This window comes from Bradyrhizobium niftali (genome assembly GCF_004571025.1).
Classification (GTDB): domain Bacteria; phylum Pseudomonadota; class Alphaproteobacteria; order Rhizobiales; family Xanthobacteraceae; genus Bradyrhizobium; species Bradyrhizobium niftali.
The window spans coordinates 230,537-245,966 of record NZ_SPQT01000004.1 but is presented as its reverse complement, the minus strand read 5'-3'; the positions used below and the strand labels follow the sequence as shown (position 1 = coordinate 245,966).

General features: G+C 65.5%; 18 protein-coding genes. 8 read left to right on the top strand and 10 right to left on the bottom strand.

The window, feature by feature from the left end:
• Positions 1–219 precede the first annotated feature (219 nt).
• Together E4K65_RS11925 and E4K65_RS11920 are read right to left on the bottom strand one after the other, a co-directional pair.
• Positions 220–654 (bottom strand): hypothetical protein, encoded by a 435-nt coding sequence (locus E4K65_RS11925; protein WP_235885585.1) that lies wholly within the window; start codon positions 652–654, stop codon positions 220–222.
• 197 nt (positions 655–851) lie between these two features.
• Entirely contained in the window at positions 852–1,220 is a 369-nt protein-coding gene (locus E4K65_RS11920; RefSeq protein ID WP_135174313.1) for a His-rich protein BRANT, read from the bottom strand.
• A 253-nt stretch (positions 1,221–1,473) separates the two neighbouring features.
• Here E4K65_RS11920 and E4K65_RS11915 point away from each other — a divergent pair, with 253 nt between their 5' ends.
• Both E4K65_RS11915 and E4K65_RS11910 read left to right on the top strand, forming a co-directional pair.
• Entirely contained in the window at positions 1,474–2,016 is a 543-nt protein-coding gene (locus E4K65_RS11915) for a tetratricopeptide repeat protein (RefSeq protein ID WP_135174312.1), read from the top strand.
• Between the two features lie 106 nt (positions 2,017–2,122).
• Positions 2,123–3,508 (top strand): serine hydrolase domain-containing protein, encoded by a 1,386-nt coding sequence (locus E4K65_RS11910; protein ID WP_135174311.1) that lies wholly within the window; start codon positions 2,123–2,125, stop codon positions 3,506–3,508.
• Here E4K65_RS11910 and E4K65_RS11905 read toward each other — a convergent pair.
• Positions 3,498–5,066 (bottom strand): S10 family peptidase, encoded by a 1,569-nt coding sequence (locus E4K65_RS11905; RefSeq protein WP_135174310.1) that lies wholly within the window; start codon positions 5,064–5,066, stop codon positions 3,498–3,500. The two genes, E4K65_RS11910 and E4K65_RS11905, sit on opposite strands and share 11 nt — an antisense overlap.
• A 248-nt stretch (positions 5,067–5,314) precedes the next feature.
• On the opposite strand from E4K65_RS11905, the gene E4K65_RS11900 reads away from it, so the two are divergent.
• The 3 genes from E4K65_RS11900 (at position 5,315) to E4K65_RS11890 (ending at position 7,343) form a co-directional block, all read left to right on the top strand.
• Positions 5,315–6,094 (top strand): NAD kinase, encoded by a 780-nt coding sequence (locus tag E4K65_RS11900; protein WP_135174309.1) that lies wholly within the window; start codon positions 5,315–5,317, stop codon positions 6,092–6,094.
• 97 nt (positions 6,095–6,191) lie between these two features.
• Positions 6,192–6,737 (top strand): response regulator, encoded by a 546-nt coding sequence (locus E4K65_RS11895; protein WP_008549760.1) that lies wholly within the window; start codon positions 6,192–6,194, stop codon positions 6,735–6,737.
• 27 nt (positions 6,738–6,764) lie between these two features.
• Entirely contained in the window at positions 6,765–7,343 is a 579-nt protein-coding gene (locus E4K65_RS11890; RefSeq protein ID WP_027549070.1) for an Hpt domain-containing protein, read from the top strand.
• A gap of 214 nt (positions 7,344–7,557) precedes the next feature.
• Here the strand turns inward: E4K65_RS11890 and E4K65_RS11885 are convergent, their stop codons facing one another.
• From E4K65_RS11885 to folE, 4 genes are all read right to left on the bottom strand, one after another.
• On the bottom strand, positions 7,558–8,733 hold the full coding sequence (locus E4K65_RS11885) for a DUF2336 domain-containing protein (RefSeq protein WP_135174308.1): 1,176 nt from the start codon (positions 8,731–8,733) through the stop codon (positions 7,558–7,560).
• A 198-nt stretch (positions 8,734–8,931) separates the two neighbouring features.
• On the bottom strand, positions 8,932–10,011 hold the full coding sequence (locus E4K65_RS11880) for a lytic transglycosylase domain-containing protein (protein WP_167770752.1): 1,080 nt from the start codon (positions 10,009–10,011) through the stop codon (positions 8,932–8,934).
• Positions 10,012–10,196: 185 nt separating this feature from the next.
• Positions 10,197–10,619 carry a phosphoribosyl-AMP cyclohydrolase gene (gene hisI, locus E4K65_RS11875; RefSeq protein ID WP_135174306.1) on the bottom strand — a complete coding sequence of 141 codons (423 nt, stop codon included), beginning with the start codon at positions 10,617–10,619 and terminating at the stop codon, positions 10,197–10,199.
• 27 nt (positions 10,620–10,646) lie between these two features.
• On the bottom strand, positions 10,647–11,339 hold the full coding sequence (gene folE, locus E4K65_RS11870) for a GTP cyclohydrolase I FolE (protein ID WP_135174305.1): 693 nt from the start codon (positions 11,337–11,339) through the stop codon (positions 10,647–10,649).
• Between the two features lie 241 nt (positions 11,340–11,580).
• On the opposite strand from folE, the gene E4K65_RS11865 reads away from it, so the two are divergent.
• Positions 11,581–12,036: an iron-sulfur cluster assembly scaffold protein gene (locus tag E4K65_RS11865; protein ID WP_135174304.1), complete on the top strand. Its 456-nt coding sequence runs from the start codon at positions 11,581–11,583 to the stop codon at positions 12,034–12,036.
• A 117-nt stretch (positions 12,037–12,153) separates the two neighbouring features.
• Here the strand turns inward: E4K65_RS11865 and E4K65_RS11860 are convergent, their stop codons facing one another.
• Positions 12,154–13,047 carry a COG3904 family protein gene (locus tag E4K65_RS11860; protein WP_167770737.1) on the bottom strand — a complete coding sequence of 298 codons (894 nt, stop codon included), beginning with the start codon at positions 13,045–13,047 and terminating at the stop codon, positions 12,154–12,156.
• 248 nt (positions 13,048–13,295) lie between these two features.
• On the opposite strand from E4K65_RS11860, the gene yidD reads away from it, so the two are divergent.
• The gene (gene yidD / locus E4K65_RS11855; RefSeq protein WP_135174303.1) at positions 13,296–13,634 is read left to right on the top strand and encodes a membrane protein insertion efficiency factor YidD; all 339 of its coding nucleotides are present in this window, start codon (positions 13,296–13,298) and stop codon (positions 13,632–13,634) included.
• Between the two features lie 91 nt (positions 13,635–13,725).
• Positions 13,726–13,941: a hypothetical protein gene (locus tag E4K65_RS11850; RefSeq protein WP_167770736.1), complete on the top strand. Its 216-nt coding sequence runs from the start codon at positions 13,726–13,728 to the stop codon at positions 13,939–13,941.
• Here E4K65_RS11850 and E4K65_RS11845 read toward each other — a convergent pair whose 3' ends face one another.
• On the bottom strand, positions 13,942–14,898 hold the full coding sequence (locus E4K65_RS11845; protein WP_135174301.1) for a PDR/VanB family oxidoreductase: 957 nt from the start codon (positions 14,896–14,898) through the stop codon (positions 13,942–13,944).
• Positions 14,895–15,416 (bottom strand): MOSC domain-containing protein, encoded by a 522-nt coding sequence (locus tag E4K65_RS11840; protein ID WP_135174300.1) that lies wholly within the window; start codon positions 15,414–15,416, stop codon positions 14,895–14,897. Before E4K65_RS11840 ends, E4K65_RS11845 begins: the two co-directional genes overlap by 4 nt.
• Positions 15,417–15,430 lie beyond the last annotated feature (14 nt).

Below are 15,430 nucleotides of genomic sequence, written 5' to 3'. Positions count from 1 at the left end.
GATGCCGGAACGTTGATCTTTCGGTACTGTGACGGGGTGGCAACATCGCGATTTTGTTCCGTCACGTTGCCTCGCACCGACTGTTTCTGTCACCCACGCAAGGCTTGCCGTAACGATCTGTCGCAAGGCTAACCCGCCCCGTTCAAAGCTCGCCAAAATGTGATCCAGCGGCTCCGGCGGCTTCTGTCCTAGCACCAGCCGATGAAGGCGGGCTTTGCGCTACCGCGTCATCTTTTCCAGTTCCGGAAAGGGTGCGTAAACCGCGCCGGTACAGAACTCGCTGGCGCGATCGAGGACGCGGTCGGCCCGTCCGTTGACGAAGACGACGGCGCGCTCGCGCATGGCCTTGTAGCTGCCGTCGGTCTCGCGGGGCGTGAAGCGCAGGCAGCTCACGTAGAACTGTCGACCGCCGACCTCGCGCAGCACCGGCTCGGCCAAGCCGGCCTCGCGCACGCCGACCGGATTGTTCAGATAGGCGCGCATCAAGGCGAGCGTGTCACCGCGGAAATTGTCGGGAAAAGGCTGAGGACCTCCAGCCTGGGTCTCGGCCATCAGGGTCGGACGGTCACCGTCGCTGCCGAAACACCCCGCGAGCGCCAGCGGCAATGCCAGGATCAATAGCAGGCTCGCCGCACGTTTCGCCAATCGCCCCACAGGTCACGCTCTCCGCTCGCTCAGATCAGGGAGCTGTTCTAGCCCCAAGGTTGCGCGAAGGGAATTCGCTTGCAGGCGCACCGGCCCGCCGCCGGTGCCTTGCGCTTTCGCGCAAGACGCCGGGACAACGGACCGGGCCTGAATTCCGCACGCGCCAGCAGGGCAATGCCAGGGATGCCGCCGCGCGGGATCAGTCGTTAGCTGCGCTTCTCGGTCGTCACCGGCTTGGTGACGTCCGGCTGCGCCTTCAGCGACTTCTTGGCCGACAGATGCTTGTGGTGATGGCGATGCGTACGCACGGTCTTGTGCTCGTCGGGCGTGACCGCGGCGTTCGCATTCATCGTCTTCGACTTGGCGTCGACCTTGGCATCCGCCTTGACGTCGGCGGCCTTGGTGTCGGCCTTGACGCCGGCGTCCGGTTTCGCGGCGGTGTTCGACGTCTTGGTCTGGCTCTGGTCCGCCTTGATCACCGGCGCGGTCGTGGTGGTCTTGCCGGCCTCGGCCGCGAAGGCCGGAGCTGCGATCACGGAAGCTGCGAGCAAGGCTGCGGAAATGGTCTTCAACATGGTTTGTCTCCTCTTGGAAGGATCTTGAGGCGGGCGCCCTCTCGCCAACCCCTTCGATCGTAGGTGGGAGCCTAGATCTCGCGCGCTGAACCCAGTCTGAAGCCGGCTGCAGGCTTCCGTTCATCTGGATGACAAGTTTGTCATCTGCGGCAGGGCGAAGGGACCGGGGCGGCCGGGAATGTTTTTGCCCGGCGGGTGTTCCGGTCTTCAGGCAATCGTGTAGGATCGCCACGCTTCATACGGGAGAACTTAGATGCGCAAACTCTCAATGCTTCTGCTGCCGGGACTCGTTTCGATGACGCTCGCTGCCGGGCCGGTGCTGACCAGCGCCTATGCCGCGGGCGGCGACGACCCCTCCTCGCCGCCGAAGTCGGACACGTCGACCAAGAAGGGCAAGAAGAAGAGCTCCTCCGTCAGCGATCCGAAATTCCTTGCTGCCTATCGCACCGCCTACACCACGATCTACGACGACCATAACTACACGGGCGCGATCGATCAGTTGAAGTCGCTCAAGCGCGACGACGTCGCCGACGTCGCCAATCTGATCGGCTATTCCTATCGCAAGCTCGGCGACTACCAGTCGTCGAAGGTCTATTACGAACTGGCGCTGAAGGACGATCCGAACCACGTCCGCACCTGGCAGTATTACGGCCTCTGGCAGCTCGAGCAGGGCAACCGCGAGCAGGCGCAATATCACCTGAACAAGATCGCCTCGCTCGCCGGCACCGACAGCTCCGAGTATCGCTCGCTGGCCGCGGCGCTCGACAAGCCGACCGGCGCGACGCTCGTCTACTAAGCCATCTGGTTTCCGTACGACGCGAACCGGCACGACCTCGGGGTTGTGCCGGTTCTGCTTTCTCGGCTAGCCTCGCACCAATCCTTCCCTCGCAAACCGGTGCGCAATGGACAGTTGGCTGCATTCCGCGATCGACTACATCGGCTCCTGGGTCGAATTCCAACAGACGACAGTCCAACAGCCGGGCGTCATCATCGCATTCGCCCATCGCGGCGAGGTCGTCGCCGAGCACGCCTTCGGCCTTGCCAATCTCGACACCGGCGAGAAGCTCACCCCGCGCCACCGCTTCCGCATCGCCTCGCACTCGAAGAGCTTTACCTCCGCCGGCATCATGAAGCTGCGCGAGCAGCGCAAGATCCGGCTCGACGACACCGTCGGCCAATATGTCGCCGGCCTGCATCCGCGCGTCGCCGAGACGACGATTGCGCAGGTGCTCTCGCACAGCGCGGGGCTGACGCGCGACGGCGCCGATTCCGGCCAGTTCATCGACAGCCGCGCCTATCTCAACGCCAGGGAGCTGCTCGCGGAGCTGAAACTGCCGACCGCGATCGAGCCCGGCACGCGCTTCAAATATTCCAATCATGGCTTTGGCCTGATTGGTCTCGTGATCGAAGCGATCACGAAAGAGCCCTACCCGGCCTGGATCAGGCGCGAGATCATCGAACCCGCGGGCCTGCGCGAGACCGAGCCAAACGTACCGCTTCCCAAAGGGGCGCCGTTCGCGCGCGGCCATACCCGAACGCTGCCGTTCGGCGAGCGATGCGTGATCCCCGGCGACAATCCCGCCTATGCGATGGCGTCGGCCGCGGGCTTCGTCGCCACCGCCGGCGACACCGCCCGCTTCTTCGCACAGCTTGCCCCCAACGCAAGAAAAAGCGTGCTGTCGGTCGCGAGCCGCCGCGAGATGACGCGGCACCATTGGCGCATCCCGCAGAGTTTCGAGGGCTATTACGGCCTCGGCGTCAACGCCGGCAAGACCGACGGCTGGGACTGGTTCGGCCATGGCGGCGGTTTCCAGGGCTACATCTCGCGGACCTGCTCCATCCCCGCTTGCGAGCTCGCGATCAGCATCCTCAGCAACTCCATCGACGGCGCGGCGCCGCTCTGGATGGACGGGGCGATGCAGATCCTACGCGTCTTCAAGACCCGCGGCGCGCCCGACCGGCGCCTGCGCGACTGGACCGGCCGCTGGTGGACGATGTGGGGCGCGGCCGATCTGGTGCCGATGGGCAACCGCGTGCTGATCGCCAATCCGCAGTTCAACAATCCGTTCATGGATGCCGCCGAGATCGAGGTCACCGGCCGTGATGCTGGCAAGCTCTTCTGGGCCGCCGGCTATTCCAGTCACGGCGAGCCGGTGCGTCGTGTCCGCGACAAGCGCGGCAAGGTCAGCGACATCTGGATCGCAGGTGCCAACGTCAAGCCTGCGAGCGTCGTGGCGCGCGAGATCGCGCGGAGATATCCGCCGCGCAAGCGCCGGCCTACTCCCTGATCAATCCCTCGACCTCGCCCCGAAACGCCTGCCGCGAGCCGTCGCGCGAATAGAACATGTGGCCGCCGGGATAGACGACGAACTTGATCCGCTGGGTCGCGAACGCCGGCAACTGGTCGAGCACCCGCTTCGTTCCGAAATAGGGCGTGGCGAGATCGAACAGGCCGTGTGCGACTACGACGCTCAGCTTCGCATCTGTAGCGAGGATCTGGCGCAGCTCGGACACTGACTGCGGCGGGTTGATGCCGCGGCCGAAATCCCACTGGCCCTCGACGGCGCCGTTGAGGACTTCGTAGGAGCCGTCGGGCCGCCAGTTGAGCTTGCGGGTCAACACGTCGACCGCGGCGCTCGTCAGCGGCGCCTGGAGCGCGTCGCCCGAGGGATCCCCGAAGCGCGTGCTGCTGGAATCCGGATAGGGATCGAAGCCGCGCACGGAGGCATCGTAGCGTCCCGTCACCTTGCCGTTCTTGCGATCGAATTCGCGGCGGAATTCACCGACGTCGAAACGGCCGGCGAGCCTGCGGCTCACCGCCTGATCGATGCCGGTGAGCTCGGCGACCTTGTCGGCCAGGCGATTGGTGGCCTCCTTGTCGGCTTCGCCCTTGACGAGGTCGGCCAGGAATTCGCCGCGTGCGTAAGCCTCCACGTCGGCGAGATCGGCGCGCTTGACCGGTCCTTTGGCCTCGCGCGCCACCGCCACATAGCTCGGCAGCGTCGCGACATATTGCAGGAGGCTGGTGCCGGTGAACTCGCGGAAGTCGAGCAGCGGCGACACCAGGATCAATCCCCTGACGCCGACGCCGTGCTGGATCTGCAACTGGCGCACGACCTTCGGCCCGCGGATGCCGCCATAACTCTCGCCTGCAACGTATTTCGGCGAGACCAGCCGGTCATGCTTCTCGAGCCAGCGGCGGATCACCAGCGCGATCGCGTTGACGTCACCGTCGACGGAATAGAAGGACTTGCGCGCGTCCTCGCCGGTCGCAACGAACCGGCTGTAGCCGGTGCTGACGGGATCGATGAAGACGAGATCGGTGAAATCAAGCCAGGTCTCCGCGTTCGGCTTCACCTCGGGCGAGGCCGATGGCGAGAGGGCTTCGCCATCGAGCGGCAGCCGCCACGGGCCCGCAGCGCCGAACTGCAGCCATGCCGAGGACGCGCCGGGTCCGCCGTTGAACAGGAACGTCACGGGGCGCGTCGCGCGGTCGGCACCTTCGAGTTGGTAGGACGAGTAGGCGATGTCGGCCAGCGGCTCGCCCTTGCCATCGAACACGCGGATCGAGCCGGCGGTTGCGGCGAAGTTGAGCGTGCGGCCGGGCAGATCGAGGGTCTGCTTCGTGGTCGAATCCGACGGGAGACGGTGCGGCTCGGCGGCTGACGATGAAGTCTGCGGCGCGCTTTGCGCGCCACTGCCACGCCCACCCTTCTGTCCGGCTGGGGCCGCCGTCTCGGCGCGCGGCTGCGGCGGATCGTCTGCGCGGGCAAATCCCGCGAGCGCGACCGCGGAGACCGCCAGCACCAACGCCGCACGGCGGACCTCCTGCAAACCCGTGACCATGATCGTTCTCCCTATCCGGCCGTGAGAGCCGGTGAGGCCGATAGATTAGCGCAGAATTGCGACGGTTTGGGGGATCATGGGTCCGACGCCGCCCAACGAGGCCGATCGGGCTGGAAACACCCCGGATTCGTCCCGGACCCGCCGGCCGCCCGTTTGCCTTGAAGGGCGGTCATCCTCGACAATGCGGGTCCGGGTGTATAGACGAGCCCGGCGGAACTTTCTCGAGCCAGCGGCCCTGCCCGGAAGCCATGACCAAGCCAGCGCGCTACGACCGGATCGCCTTCGTCGCCAGCCCGAGCAGCGAGGCGCAGACCGCCTTCGGGCAGCTCACCAGGGACTATGGCAATTGCGACCCGAACGAGGCCGACGTCGTGGTCGCGCTCGGCGGCGACGGGCTGATGCTCCAGACGCTGCATCAGCACATGCACACGGGAAAGCCGATCTACGGCATGCACCGCGGCACGGTCGGCTTCCTGATGAACGAATACTCGACGCACGATCTGCGCGCGCGGCTCGAGGCGGCCCATGAGTCCGAGATCAATCCGCTGCTGATGCGCGCGACCGACGTCAACGACCACGTCCACCTGCACCACGCCATCAACGAGGTCGCTCTGTTCCGTCAGACCTACCAGGCGGCGCGCCTGCGGATCCTGATCGACGAGCGCGAGCGCATGCCCGAGCTGATCGCCGACGGCATCATGGTGGCGACGCCGGCAGGCTCGACCGCCTACAACCTGTCTGCCCAGGGGCCGATCCTGCCGATCAACGCCGCGCTGCTGGCGCTGACCCCGATCAGCGCCTTCCGCCCCCGCCGCTGGCGCGGCGCGCTGCTGCCCAACACGGCCTATGTCGTCATCGAGGTGCTGGAGGGTGACAAGCGCCCCGTCGCCGCGGTCGCCGACCACGACGAGGTGCGCGACGTCCGCCGCGTCGAGGTGCTGTCCGACAAGACCATCTCGATGCGCATGCTCTTCGACCCCGGCCACAGCCTGGAAGAACGCATCTTGCGCGAGCAGTTCGGGTACTGAGCCCACTGCCCGGCGCTTTGGGACGCCCGGTCGCAACCCTTCGTTAACCCCCGCCACGATATGGTTAACGAAGGTTGACCGCTCTGGCCCAGGCGTCATGTTCCGCATCGATTTCAACAAGCTGCGCTTCCTCGTCTGCGACGACAATCCGCACATGCGCCGCATCCTGCGGACGCTGCTGCATTCCTTCGGCGCGCGCGAAGTGTACGAGGCCGAGGACGGCGCCACGGCGCTGGAAATGTACAGCCATTACGTGCCCGACATCGTCATCACCGACTGGGCGATGCCGATCTTCGACGGGCTCGAGCTCGCGCAGATGATCCGGCAGCCGGAATCCAAGGGCAACCCTTACGCGCCGATCATCATGCTGACCGGCCATTCCGAGAAGCGCCGCGTCACGGTCGCGCGCGATGCCGGCGTCACCGAATTCCTGGCCAAGCCGATCTCGGCCAAGGGTCTCTATCAGCGCATCCTCAACGTGGTCGCCAATCCCCGGCCCTTCATCAAGACCAAGACCTATTTCGGTCCGGACCGGCGCCGCAACACCAACTCCGCCTATATGGGCCCCGAGCGCCGCGTCGGCGAAAAGCACGAGGTGCTCCAGCAGCCCTCGCTGCTCGACAAGGCCCGCTCCTCCATCTAGCGCAACGTCTCACGCGAGGCAGGTATCATGGCGAAGAACAGCGCAAAGGACATCGAGGTCACGGCCTTCGCCACGCATCAAATCATCACGCAGCCCAATCCGCTGCGCAAGGTTCTGCGCCGTGTCGAAGACAAGGACATGGACGATCCGGTCAGCCGCGCCGAGCAGGCGCTCGCCGGTCTCGCCGGTGAGTTCAAGGACTGGATGACGACCGAGGTCAACCGCCTGTCCGCCGCCTACGTCGCCATCCGCAATGACGGCTTCACCAAGGACAGGCGCGACGAGCTGTTCCGCGCCGCGCACGACATCAAGGGCGACGCCGCGACATTCGGCTATCCGGCCGCGGCGGGAATCGCCGAGAGCCTGTGCCGCGTCATCGAGCACGCGCCCGATCTCGAACGGGTGCCGGCCGAACTGTTCACGCACCACATCAACGCCATCCTGGCCATCGTGCACGAGAACACCAAGCTCGACAGCATCAGCGTCTCCGCCGAGCTCAGCCGGCGCCTGCGCAAGGTCGCCGACGACTACCTCGCCGACGTCAACCGCGACCGCCCCGAGCATCTCGAGGTGATCCTGGCGCCGAGCATCGTGCCGGCGGAGTAAGGGCCTCTCTCCTCCAGTCATTGCGAGCGCAGCGAAGCAATCCAGACTGTTCCCGCGGCGGGATTCTGGATTGCTTCGCTGCGCTCGCAATGACGAGCCTCAGGACCAGAATCGTAGGGTGGGCAAAGCGAAGCGTGCCCACCAATCAACATGAGCTGCGTGGAGAGATGGTGGGCATGGCGCTACGCGCCTTTGCCCACCCTACGGCGTCTCGTTACGCCGCGATCAGATCGTCATAAACCGGATCGACCGTGTCATCCGCGACCAGCTCGTCGCAGAACAGCCTTGCCTCTTCGCGCGCGGACTCGGTGGCGAAGCGGCGGAGCAGGACCATCAGCGGTTCGGTGGCACCACGGTCGGTCTCGCAATGGGTGAGCACGCGCTCGACCATGCGCCGGCGCAGCCGCACCGCCCCGTCGTCGCTATCGACGAAGCCCTGCTCGTGGCAGGCGTCGAGCGCCACCTGGAACGCCGCAAACGTCGCCTCGGGAAGCCCGGCGCGGCGCAGCAGCGCGTGCAGGCTGTTGCCGCCGCGATCGTGCAGCAGCGCGGTGACGCGCGCCAGCGGCAGATCGGCGAGTTCAGCCAGCGCGGCGTCGAACAGATCGAGATTGCTGGACAACAATGCGCGCAGGATCAGGCCCGCGGTCAGCTGGCCGGTGACGCGCAAATGATGCACCAGGCCCTGCATGTCCTCGCCGCGCGAGCGCGCCGCGATGTTGATGGTGGAGCGGTCGCGCGCCTCGATGGTGATGCGGTCGGCGCGATCGGCACTCAGCCAGTTCCGCGCGACAACGAATTGCGCCAGCGTCTCGGAGAGCTTGGCCACCAGCGCCGCGCGCGTTGCGGCCGGCAGATCCTCCAGCACCAACATCGCCTCGCGGATCGCGGCGAGATGGCCGTGGCGTTCGACGATACGGTTCCAGGAGAACGGCGCGAGCTCGGCATGGGGATTTTCGATCAGCTCGAGCGCTGCCGCCGCGCAGCCGACTTCGGCGATGGCGGCGCAGACCGACACCGGCAGCGCGATGCGGCGCGCGACCGCGCACTGCACCTCGTCATTGCCGGTTGCGACGATGTCGACGAGATCGGCATCGATCAGCAGCGGAGAATGTTCGAGCACGGGCAGCGCGACGGTCGGCTGGTCCGCCGACAGCGCCCGCACGATCGCCGCCGGGGCATCCGTGCTGCGCGCAAAGGCCTCGGCCATCGCCTGCCGCACCAGCGGCGAGGGATCGTCGAGCAGCATCAGCAGCGCGCCTTCGGCGGCGACGCGGTCGTCTGCGGAAAGGTCCGAGATCAGCCAGGCCCGGGCCAATGCCCGTGTTGCCTCGGCCCGCTCGCCGGCGGACGCCGTCCTGATCCAATTGATGAACTGCCGAACAATCATGCTGCTTCCGGCTTACACAACAAACGAAAATGGTGACGGCTTGTCACCTGCAACACAAAATAAACCACGACGCTTAACAAAGCGTTCACCATAACTGGCTGGTTTTATTGACGTTTTGTTAAGGGAACCAAGGCGCCTGTGCGTCCCTCCCCCGACCCTGCGCAGCAACGCTGCGCGTCCGGGACACGAGCGCGAGGGTTAGCTCGAGAACGAGCCGCTGCGATCGCTGAAGAGGTCGAGCGGCTGCGGCGGCCGCACGTCCGGCGTCGCTGATGCGACCGAGGTCGCTGGCGCGACCGAGGTGAGCGAGGCGTTGTTGCCCCACAATTTCTGCACCGTCGTCGAGACCGGCTGCGTGGCGTCGCCGGGCTGATAGATCGAGCGAAACATCGGCGTGCCCGGTGCATTGTCCGCGACCGTGGCTGACGATGTCGCGCTGACCGGCGTCACGCCGCGCGCATTCGGAAAGGTCTGGAGATAGGCGGCATTGTCGATCACGGGCGTGGTGGGCAGCACGGCATTTGCGCTTGCGACCTGCGTCGTCGACGGCGTGCCGCCATACATCGCTATCGCGCTGCGCGTGGTCTTCGAATTCGCTGCGCTCGCATAGCGCGCGTCCAGCACCGAATAGACTTCGGAGACGCTGCGGGCGCGGCCATCCCTGGCGTAGAAGATCGAACGGTTGGCGGATGCCGCATTGGGGAACAACCGCGCGCCGACCGCTTGCGGATTGTCCTCGGCATTGGCGATCAGTTTTGCGGCTCCGCCGACGCCCATGAAATGCGCCATGTAGAGCTCGCTGTCTGACGGCCTGCGGCCGAGCAGACCGGTGAGCTTGAAACTGTTCGACTGCGTCAGCGCCGCGGCCATGCTGGAGGCGGCTTCCGGATCGTCGCGCAGCTTCATGATCGACCGCTTCATCACGGGATCGTCGACGGTGTAGCTGCCCGACGACGTCCTGGTGATGGCGTCGGAATAATTGCCGTAGCCGAGCTGGGTCCCCGCCTCCTTCACCGTGCCGAGCCAGGTCTGGTCGATGAACTGATAGAGCCCATGCGCGGTCGACGTCGTGGCTCCCGCGGTCGGATCGAAATCCGATTCCATCTTTGCGGTGGTCAGCATGTATTGGAAGCTGACGCCCGGGATATTCGAGGCCTGCTTGATCGCACCGGCGACGCGCGCCCGCGACGGATCGAGAACCGCCGTCTGAGAGGCACTGGAATTGTCGACCGACATGATGGAGTGCCCGCCCCGCGCGGCGTTGAGCGACGCCGGCAATTCGGCGCCCTGTCGTCTCACCGTGGGACAGGTATGGTTAATGCGGGGTTAATTTGGCTACTTGCCCATCCCCGGGTCATTCCGGGGCATCGCGAAGCGATGAGCCCGCAATCCATCCCCCCGCGCGTGATGCCGCACGATGGATTCCGGGCTCGTGCTGCGCACGCCCGGGAATGACAGAGGGGCTACTTCTTGTAGACGTCGCTGGGATCGAACAGCCGCTCGGCATCGACGAAGACGAGCTTGGCTCCCCCGCCCTCGGCCTCGACCTTGCGGTAGAAGCAGGACCGGCGGCCGGTGTGGCAGGCGGCGCCGATCTGCTCGACGCGAATCCAGACCGCGTCCTGGTCGCAATCGGTGCGCATCTCGACCACGCGCTGGGTCTGACCCGATGTCTCACCTTTTCGCCACAAGGCATTGCGCGAGCGACTGAAGTACCAGGCCTCGCCAGTCGCGATCGTCTTGCGCAGCGCCTCGTCGTTCATGTGGGCGACCATGAGCACGTCGCCGGTGGCGACATCGGTCGCCACGCAAGTCACGAGCCCGACCGCGTCGAACCGGGGCTGGAAGGACAGACCTTCCTCGATCTCATGGGAGTGAGCGGACACAGAAACCTCGCCAGTTAACTCGCGAGGTCAGCGTTGCAGGCCTCGCACCAGGGACAGGAAACGGGCCTGCTCCGCCGGATTGTCGCGGAACATGCCGGTAAAGCGGCTGGTGAACGTGGAGGCGCCATGCTTGGCGACACCGCGCACCGACATGCAGGTATGCTCGGCCTCGATCAGCACGGCAACGCCGCGGGGCTTCAGGACCTCGTCGATGGCCGCAGCAATCTGCGCCGTCAGATGCTCCTGGGTCTGGAGCCGGCGGGCGAAGATGTCGGTCAGGCGGGCAAGCTTCGACAGGCCGACGACGCGCTCCACCGGCGTATAGGCGATGTGCGCCTTGCCGTAGAACGGCATCATGTGATGCTCGCACTGCGAGGTGAATTCGATGTCGCGCACCAGCACGAAATCGTCATAGCCGGCGGTCTCGCCAAAAGTGCGGTCGAGCACCTCGGCCGGACACTGGTGATAGCCCTGATAGAGCTCGTCGAAGGCTTCGACCACGCGGCGCGGCGTGTCCAGGAGGCCCTCGCGCGCGGTGTTCTCGCCGATATAGGCCAGCAGCGTCTTCACCGCCGCTTCCGCCTCTGCGCGCGCGGGGCGCGGCTGGTCGGCGCGGACGGCGGCCGCGAGGAATTCGGCAGGGTCAAGCTCGGCCGGGCGGCTCTCAGGCTGCCGGTCGGAGGGCTTGTTGGGGCGAAGGGATTTGATCGTAGCGTCCATATCGACTCCGTTCGACGGCCTTGCGGCCGGAGTGTCACCGGCAGACGGGGCGGCAAGCCGCCGGACGCCTGAAGACTACAGTTTTGGCGAAAAAGGTCCGCAATCTCTAACGTCGGCCGCGTGGTCCTGGATCACCGCCGCCGGGCCGCTGGACTGTTTTTCCACCCGTTCCGACCCTATATAGGGCCGTGGACGGCGCCCGCCAAGGCCGATCCGGTGCGGAAGTGTTGGACTCCATCACATGCTGAACGACATTTATAACAAGCGGATCATCGAGTTGGCCGGGAATATTCCGCGCGTCGGGCGGCTGTCGGCCCCCGATGCCACCGCGACTGCCCACTCCAAGCTGTGCGGGTCGACCGTGAAGGTCGATCTCAAGATGAGTGGAGATACCGTCACCGACTTCGCCCATGACGTGAAGGCCTGCGCGCTGGGACAAGCCTCTTCATCCATTATGGCAAGTCACGTCGTCGGCTCGACTGCGAGCGAACTCCGTGAGTTACGCGAAACCGTTCGCAAGATGCTCAAGGAGAACGGCGCGCCTCCTGAAGGCAAATGGGAAGAGATCAAGTTCCTCGAGCCGGTGCGCGACTACAAGGCGCGCCATGCCTCGACGCTCCTGACCTTCGATGCGGTGGTCGATGCCATCGGTCAGATCGAGGCGAAGGCGAAGCAGCCGGCTGCGGCGCAGGGCTGAACCGCCCGCGTCATTCCGGGGCGTCGCAAAGCGATGAACCCGGAATCCCGAGATTACAGCGCGAGACTCCGGGTTTGGGCTACGCGCGCCCCGGAATGACTGCCAAGATTTGAGATCCTACTTCTGCGAGCCCGCGCTCGGCGCCGTCCCGGTCGGCACGACGGCTTCCGCCGTCTTGGTCGACCTGGCCGCCTGCTCCGGTTCCACGCCAAACCTGGCCTGCGTCTTCGGTGTCAGCTCCGCCATGGCCGGCGCCGTGACGTCCACATGCGGCAGCACGTCGGCCACCAGATCGGTCGTCACGAGATTGGTGAGCTTGAGCTCGCCGGTGTCCAGCTCGTGCAGATCTTCCCAGGGCGGGACGCTGAGCGCGAGCGACAAAAGATCGCCGGCGCCGCCCATGTCGAAAGTGTATTTGGCAAGCCGGCCGATGTCGCGTTCCACGATCATCAGATCCTGCGCGCTGTAGCTCGCCGCCTTGGCGTCGTCGGCACGGTCGCCCATCCAGATCTGATGGACCCGGACATGGGCGGCGTCCGGCACGTAGCGCTTCTTGCCGGCCAGCAGCAGGAACACGCACATGGATTCGCAATAGGCCTCAGGCGCGACCGCTGGACGGGCCGACTGCCCGCCGCGGTTCTGAACGCTGATGCCGACCGTGGTCAAAAGCCCGAGATTGCGGAAGCGCCTGCCGAGCGTGATCGCGTCATTGACGGAACCGCCGCTGGAATCGAGCACGACGGTGGCACCGCCGAGCTGGCGCCCGCGTGAAAACTCCTCGAAATCCCTGGGTGTATCGGCGGTGATGATGCCAACCGCGCTGACCCAGCCGCGGCAGGTCGGCTCGCAGGCGACCCAGCTGAACTTCATCGGCAGCTTGCGCTCTTCGAGAGCAGCAGCGGCATGAGCCTTGGTGCCGGTCGTCGCCACAGCTCCGGACAGCGCGATGCCGAGTGCGGCAGCCCCAAGCACCAACCAGCCGCGACGATCAAGGGAGTTCAGAAGTCTCAATCTGGTTCCTTCCCCAAGCCCCAAAGGTCCCCCGACAATCCTCGGTAGCGCCCTCTGAGTCCATCATACACGAGTATGCTTCTACACACGGACGTCATAAAAATGGTATCCGGGGGAATACAGATCGTCCATAGGTACTTGCTGCACTGCTCCCAAAAAGCACGTAAAATATGGCGCGCAAATAACAGCTTGCTGTTCCCTGCGCCGGAACCGGGCAACACCTCGCCGACGATCGCGGCAAAGCGCACATGAAGCATTCAGCTTGCGAGCATTGTTCCACTCCGGTCGAGGGCGCGCTTCGCCTTCCACGCAGATTCGGTCGCGCGCTGATCTGGCTCTACCGCCATACACTCTCGCCGCTGGTCGGCTACAACTGCCGGCACCTTCCGACTTGCTCCGCCTACGGCGACGAAGCGATCGAACGTTTCGGGCTCTGGGCCGGTGGCTGGATGACGCTCGCGCGCCTGCTTCGCTGCAATCCGTACGGCACGTCGGGCATCGACAACGTGCCCCTCGCCGCGCCGTCCGGGGCGCGCTGGTATTTGCCCTGGCGTTACGCGCGCTGGCGCGGCGTCAACGCCCCCTAAGTTTGTTGCGGTGCTTTGCGCATCGCTGCCCTGAGTGGAACCGGAACTTTCTCCTCGCGTTGTTTTGATGCTCCCGCGGGAGGAAACAACAATGCGCTGGAAAATCAGCCCTCTTTTTCTTCACTTCAGGCGTGGTCCGCATCCCAAGTTCAATCCAAGGGGGCACGATCCAAGAACAATCGATGTGCTCGCCATGATCGCCCTGCTGGCGCTCGTGCTCGGCTCCGGCTGGTATCTGGCGACGAGCTTGGCGACACCGCCCAGCAGCACGGCGTTCATCGTGCCGAGCCAGAGCGTGCACTGGTAGCTAGAGATCCAGCACCAGGCGCTCCGCGTCTGAACCGGCGACGCAAACCATGAGATAGCGCTCGCGCTCATACGGCGACAGGATGCGGTCGCGGTGCACGGGCTCGCCCTCGATCCATCCGACCTTGCAGGCGCCGCAGATGCCCCCGCAGCAGGAGGTCGCGATGTCGACGCCGCCTTCCTGCAACGCGGCGAGCATGGTCTGACCGGCGCGCACCTGGATCTCGGCGCCCGAGCGCGCCAGTGACAGCGTGAAGGGCTTTGCGTCGGGATCGATGACCGGCGGCGGCGCGATGAAGCGCTCGATATGGACATTGGCGGCGGGCCAGGCTGCGATCGCCTGCTCGAAAGCCTCAGTCATGCCTTCCGGCCCGCAACAGGCGACCAGCGTGTCCGCCCCGCCCTCCCCGATGAGCGCCGCGAGATCAGGACGCCCGGTCCGCGAGGTGCAGTGCACAACGACACGGCCCGCGTCGATCAACGGCGCGAGATGCGCGGCGAGCGGCATCTCCTCGCGCACGACCAGATGCAGGACGAAGTCGGCATCGCCAGTTCGCGAAAGATGCCGCGCCATCGACATAAACGGCGTCACGCCGATGCCACCGGCGATGAACACATGGCGCGCAATGCCTGCACCGGGATCGAGCCCGCCGCGCGGCAGCGAGACGCCGATCACGTCGCCGATTGCAACCTCGTCGTGAAGCGCGCGCGAACCGCCACGCCCATCAGCCTCACGCTTGACCGCTACAACATAGCGCGCATTGTCGGCGGGCTCGTTGCACAGCGAATAGGTGCGGACGAGTCCGTTGGGCAGATGCAGGTCGATGTGCGCGCCGGGCTTGAAGGGCGGCAACTCCCAACGGTCGGGATCGGCCAGTGTGAACAGTTTTATGCCTGCCCCCGCCTCCTCGATGAGGGTGACGACCGTCTTGATCGTCGTGATCGGACGCACCTTCATGCCGCGTTCCGCACGGTATCGCCAACCTTGACGGTGCCGCCTTGCAGGATCTTGCAGTTCAGGCCGGAGCGATTGATCAGGGGATCGAAGATCGCCTTGCCGGTGATCTCTTCGATATGCCGGCACGGCACCGACAGACGGGTTGCCTCCAGCAGGGTTTCCCCGAGCCAGAAGCGGCGGCCGACCAGATGATTCAGCGGCACGCCTTCAACCGTGACGTTGCGCCGATGCTCCTCCGGGCCGAGCTCGATGCCGGCATCACGCTTGAGCGCCACCAGCGTCTCGAGTTCGAACAGGGTGACCTGCCGGCCCTCTTCCGGCTTGTGCGAATAAAACCCCTCTTCGTTGCCGATCATGTAGCGGTCGCCCTCGATCCCCTTGCCGGCGACGAGGGTGATCGTTTCAGCTGCGCGCATCGGCAGGAATGCACGCGGGGCGAGATGGAGGAAGCGCACCACGCCGGTCCAGCCGAGCTGCGCTGTCTTCTGCGCCGAGCCGGCGCTGACGGTGTCGAGCATGACAAATCCTTGTG

Excerpts from the sequence above, each read along its gene's own strand:
- E4K65_RS11850 (WP_167770736.1), top strand. The coding sequence starts at position 13,726 with ATGCGCTGGAAAATCAGCCCTCTTTTTCTTCACTTCAGGCGTGGTCCG.
- yidD (WP_135174303.1), top strand. The coding sequence starts at position 13,296 with ATGAAGCATTCAGCTTGCGAGCATTGTTCCACTCCGGTCGAGGGCGCG.
- E4K65_RS11915 (WP_135174312.1), top strand. The coding sequence starts at position 1,474 with ATGCGCAAACTCTCAATGCTTCTGCTGCCGGGACTCGTTTCGATGACG.
- E4K65_RS11900 (WP_135174309.1), top strand. The coding sequence starts at position 5,315 with ATGACCAAGCCAGCGCGCTACGACCGGATCGCCTTCGTCGCCAGCCCG.
- E4K65_RS11865 (WP_135174304.1), top strand. The coding sequence starts at position 11,581 with ATGCTGAACGACATTTATAACAAGCGGATCATCGAGTTGGCCGGGAAT.
- E4K65_RS11845 (WP_135174301.1), bottom strand. The coding sequence starts at position 14,898 with ATGAAGGTGCGTCCGATCACGACGATCAAGACGGTCGTCACCCTCATC.
- E4K65_RS11910 (WP_135174311.1), top strand. The coding sequence starts at position 2,123 with ATGGACAGTTGGCTGCATTCCGCGATCGACTACATCGGCTCCTGGGTC.
- E4K65_RS11905 (WP_135174310.1), bottom strand. The coding sequence starts at position 5,066 with ATGGTCACGGGTTTGCAGGAGGTCCGCCGTGCGGCGTTGGTGCTGGCG.
- E4K65_RS11920 (WP_135174313.1), bottom strand. The coding sequence starts at position 1,220 with ATGTTGAAGACCATTTCCGCAGCCTTGCTCGCAGCTTCCGTGATCGCA.
- E4K65_RS11895 (WP_008549760.1), top strand. The coding sequence starts at position 6,192 with ATGTTCCGCATCGATTTCAACAAGCTGCGCTTCCTCGTCTGCGACGAC.
- E4K65_RS11885 (WP_135174308.1), bottom strand. The coding sequence starts at position 8,733 with ATGATTGTTCGGCAGTTCATCAATTGGATCAGGACGGCGTCCGCCGGC.
- folE (WP_135174305.1), bottom strand. The coding sequence starts at position 11,339 with ATGGACGCTACGATCAAATCCCTTCGCCCCAACAAGCCCTCCGACCGG.
- E4K65_RS11840 (WP_135174300.1), bottom strand. The coding sequence starts at position 15,416 with ATGCTCGACACCGTCAGCGCCGGCTCGGCGCAGAAGACAGCGCAGCTC.
- E4K65_RS11890 (WP_027549070.1), top strand. The coding sequence starts at position 6,765 with ATGGCGAAGAACAGCGCAAAGGACATCGAGGTCACGGCCTTCGCCACG.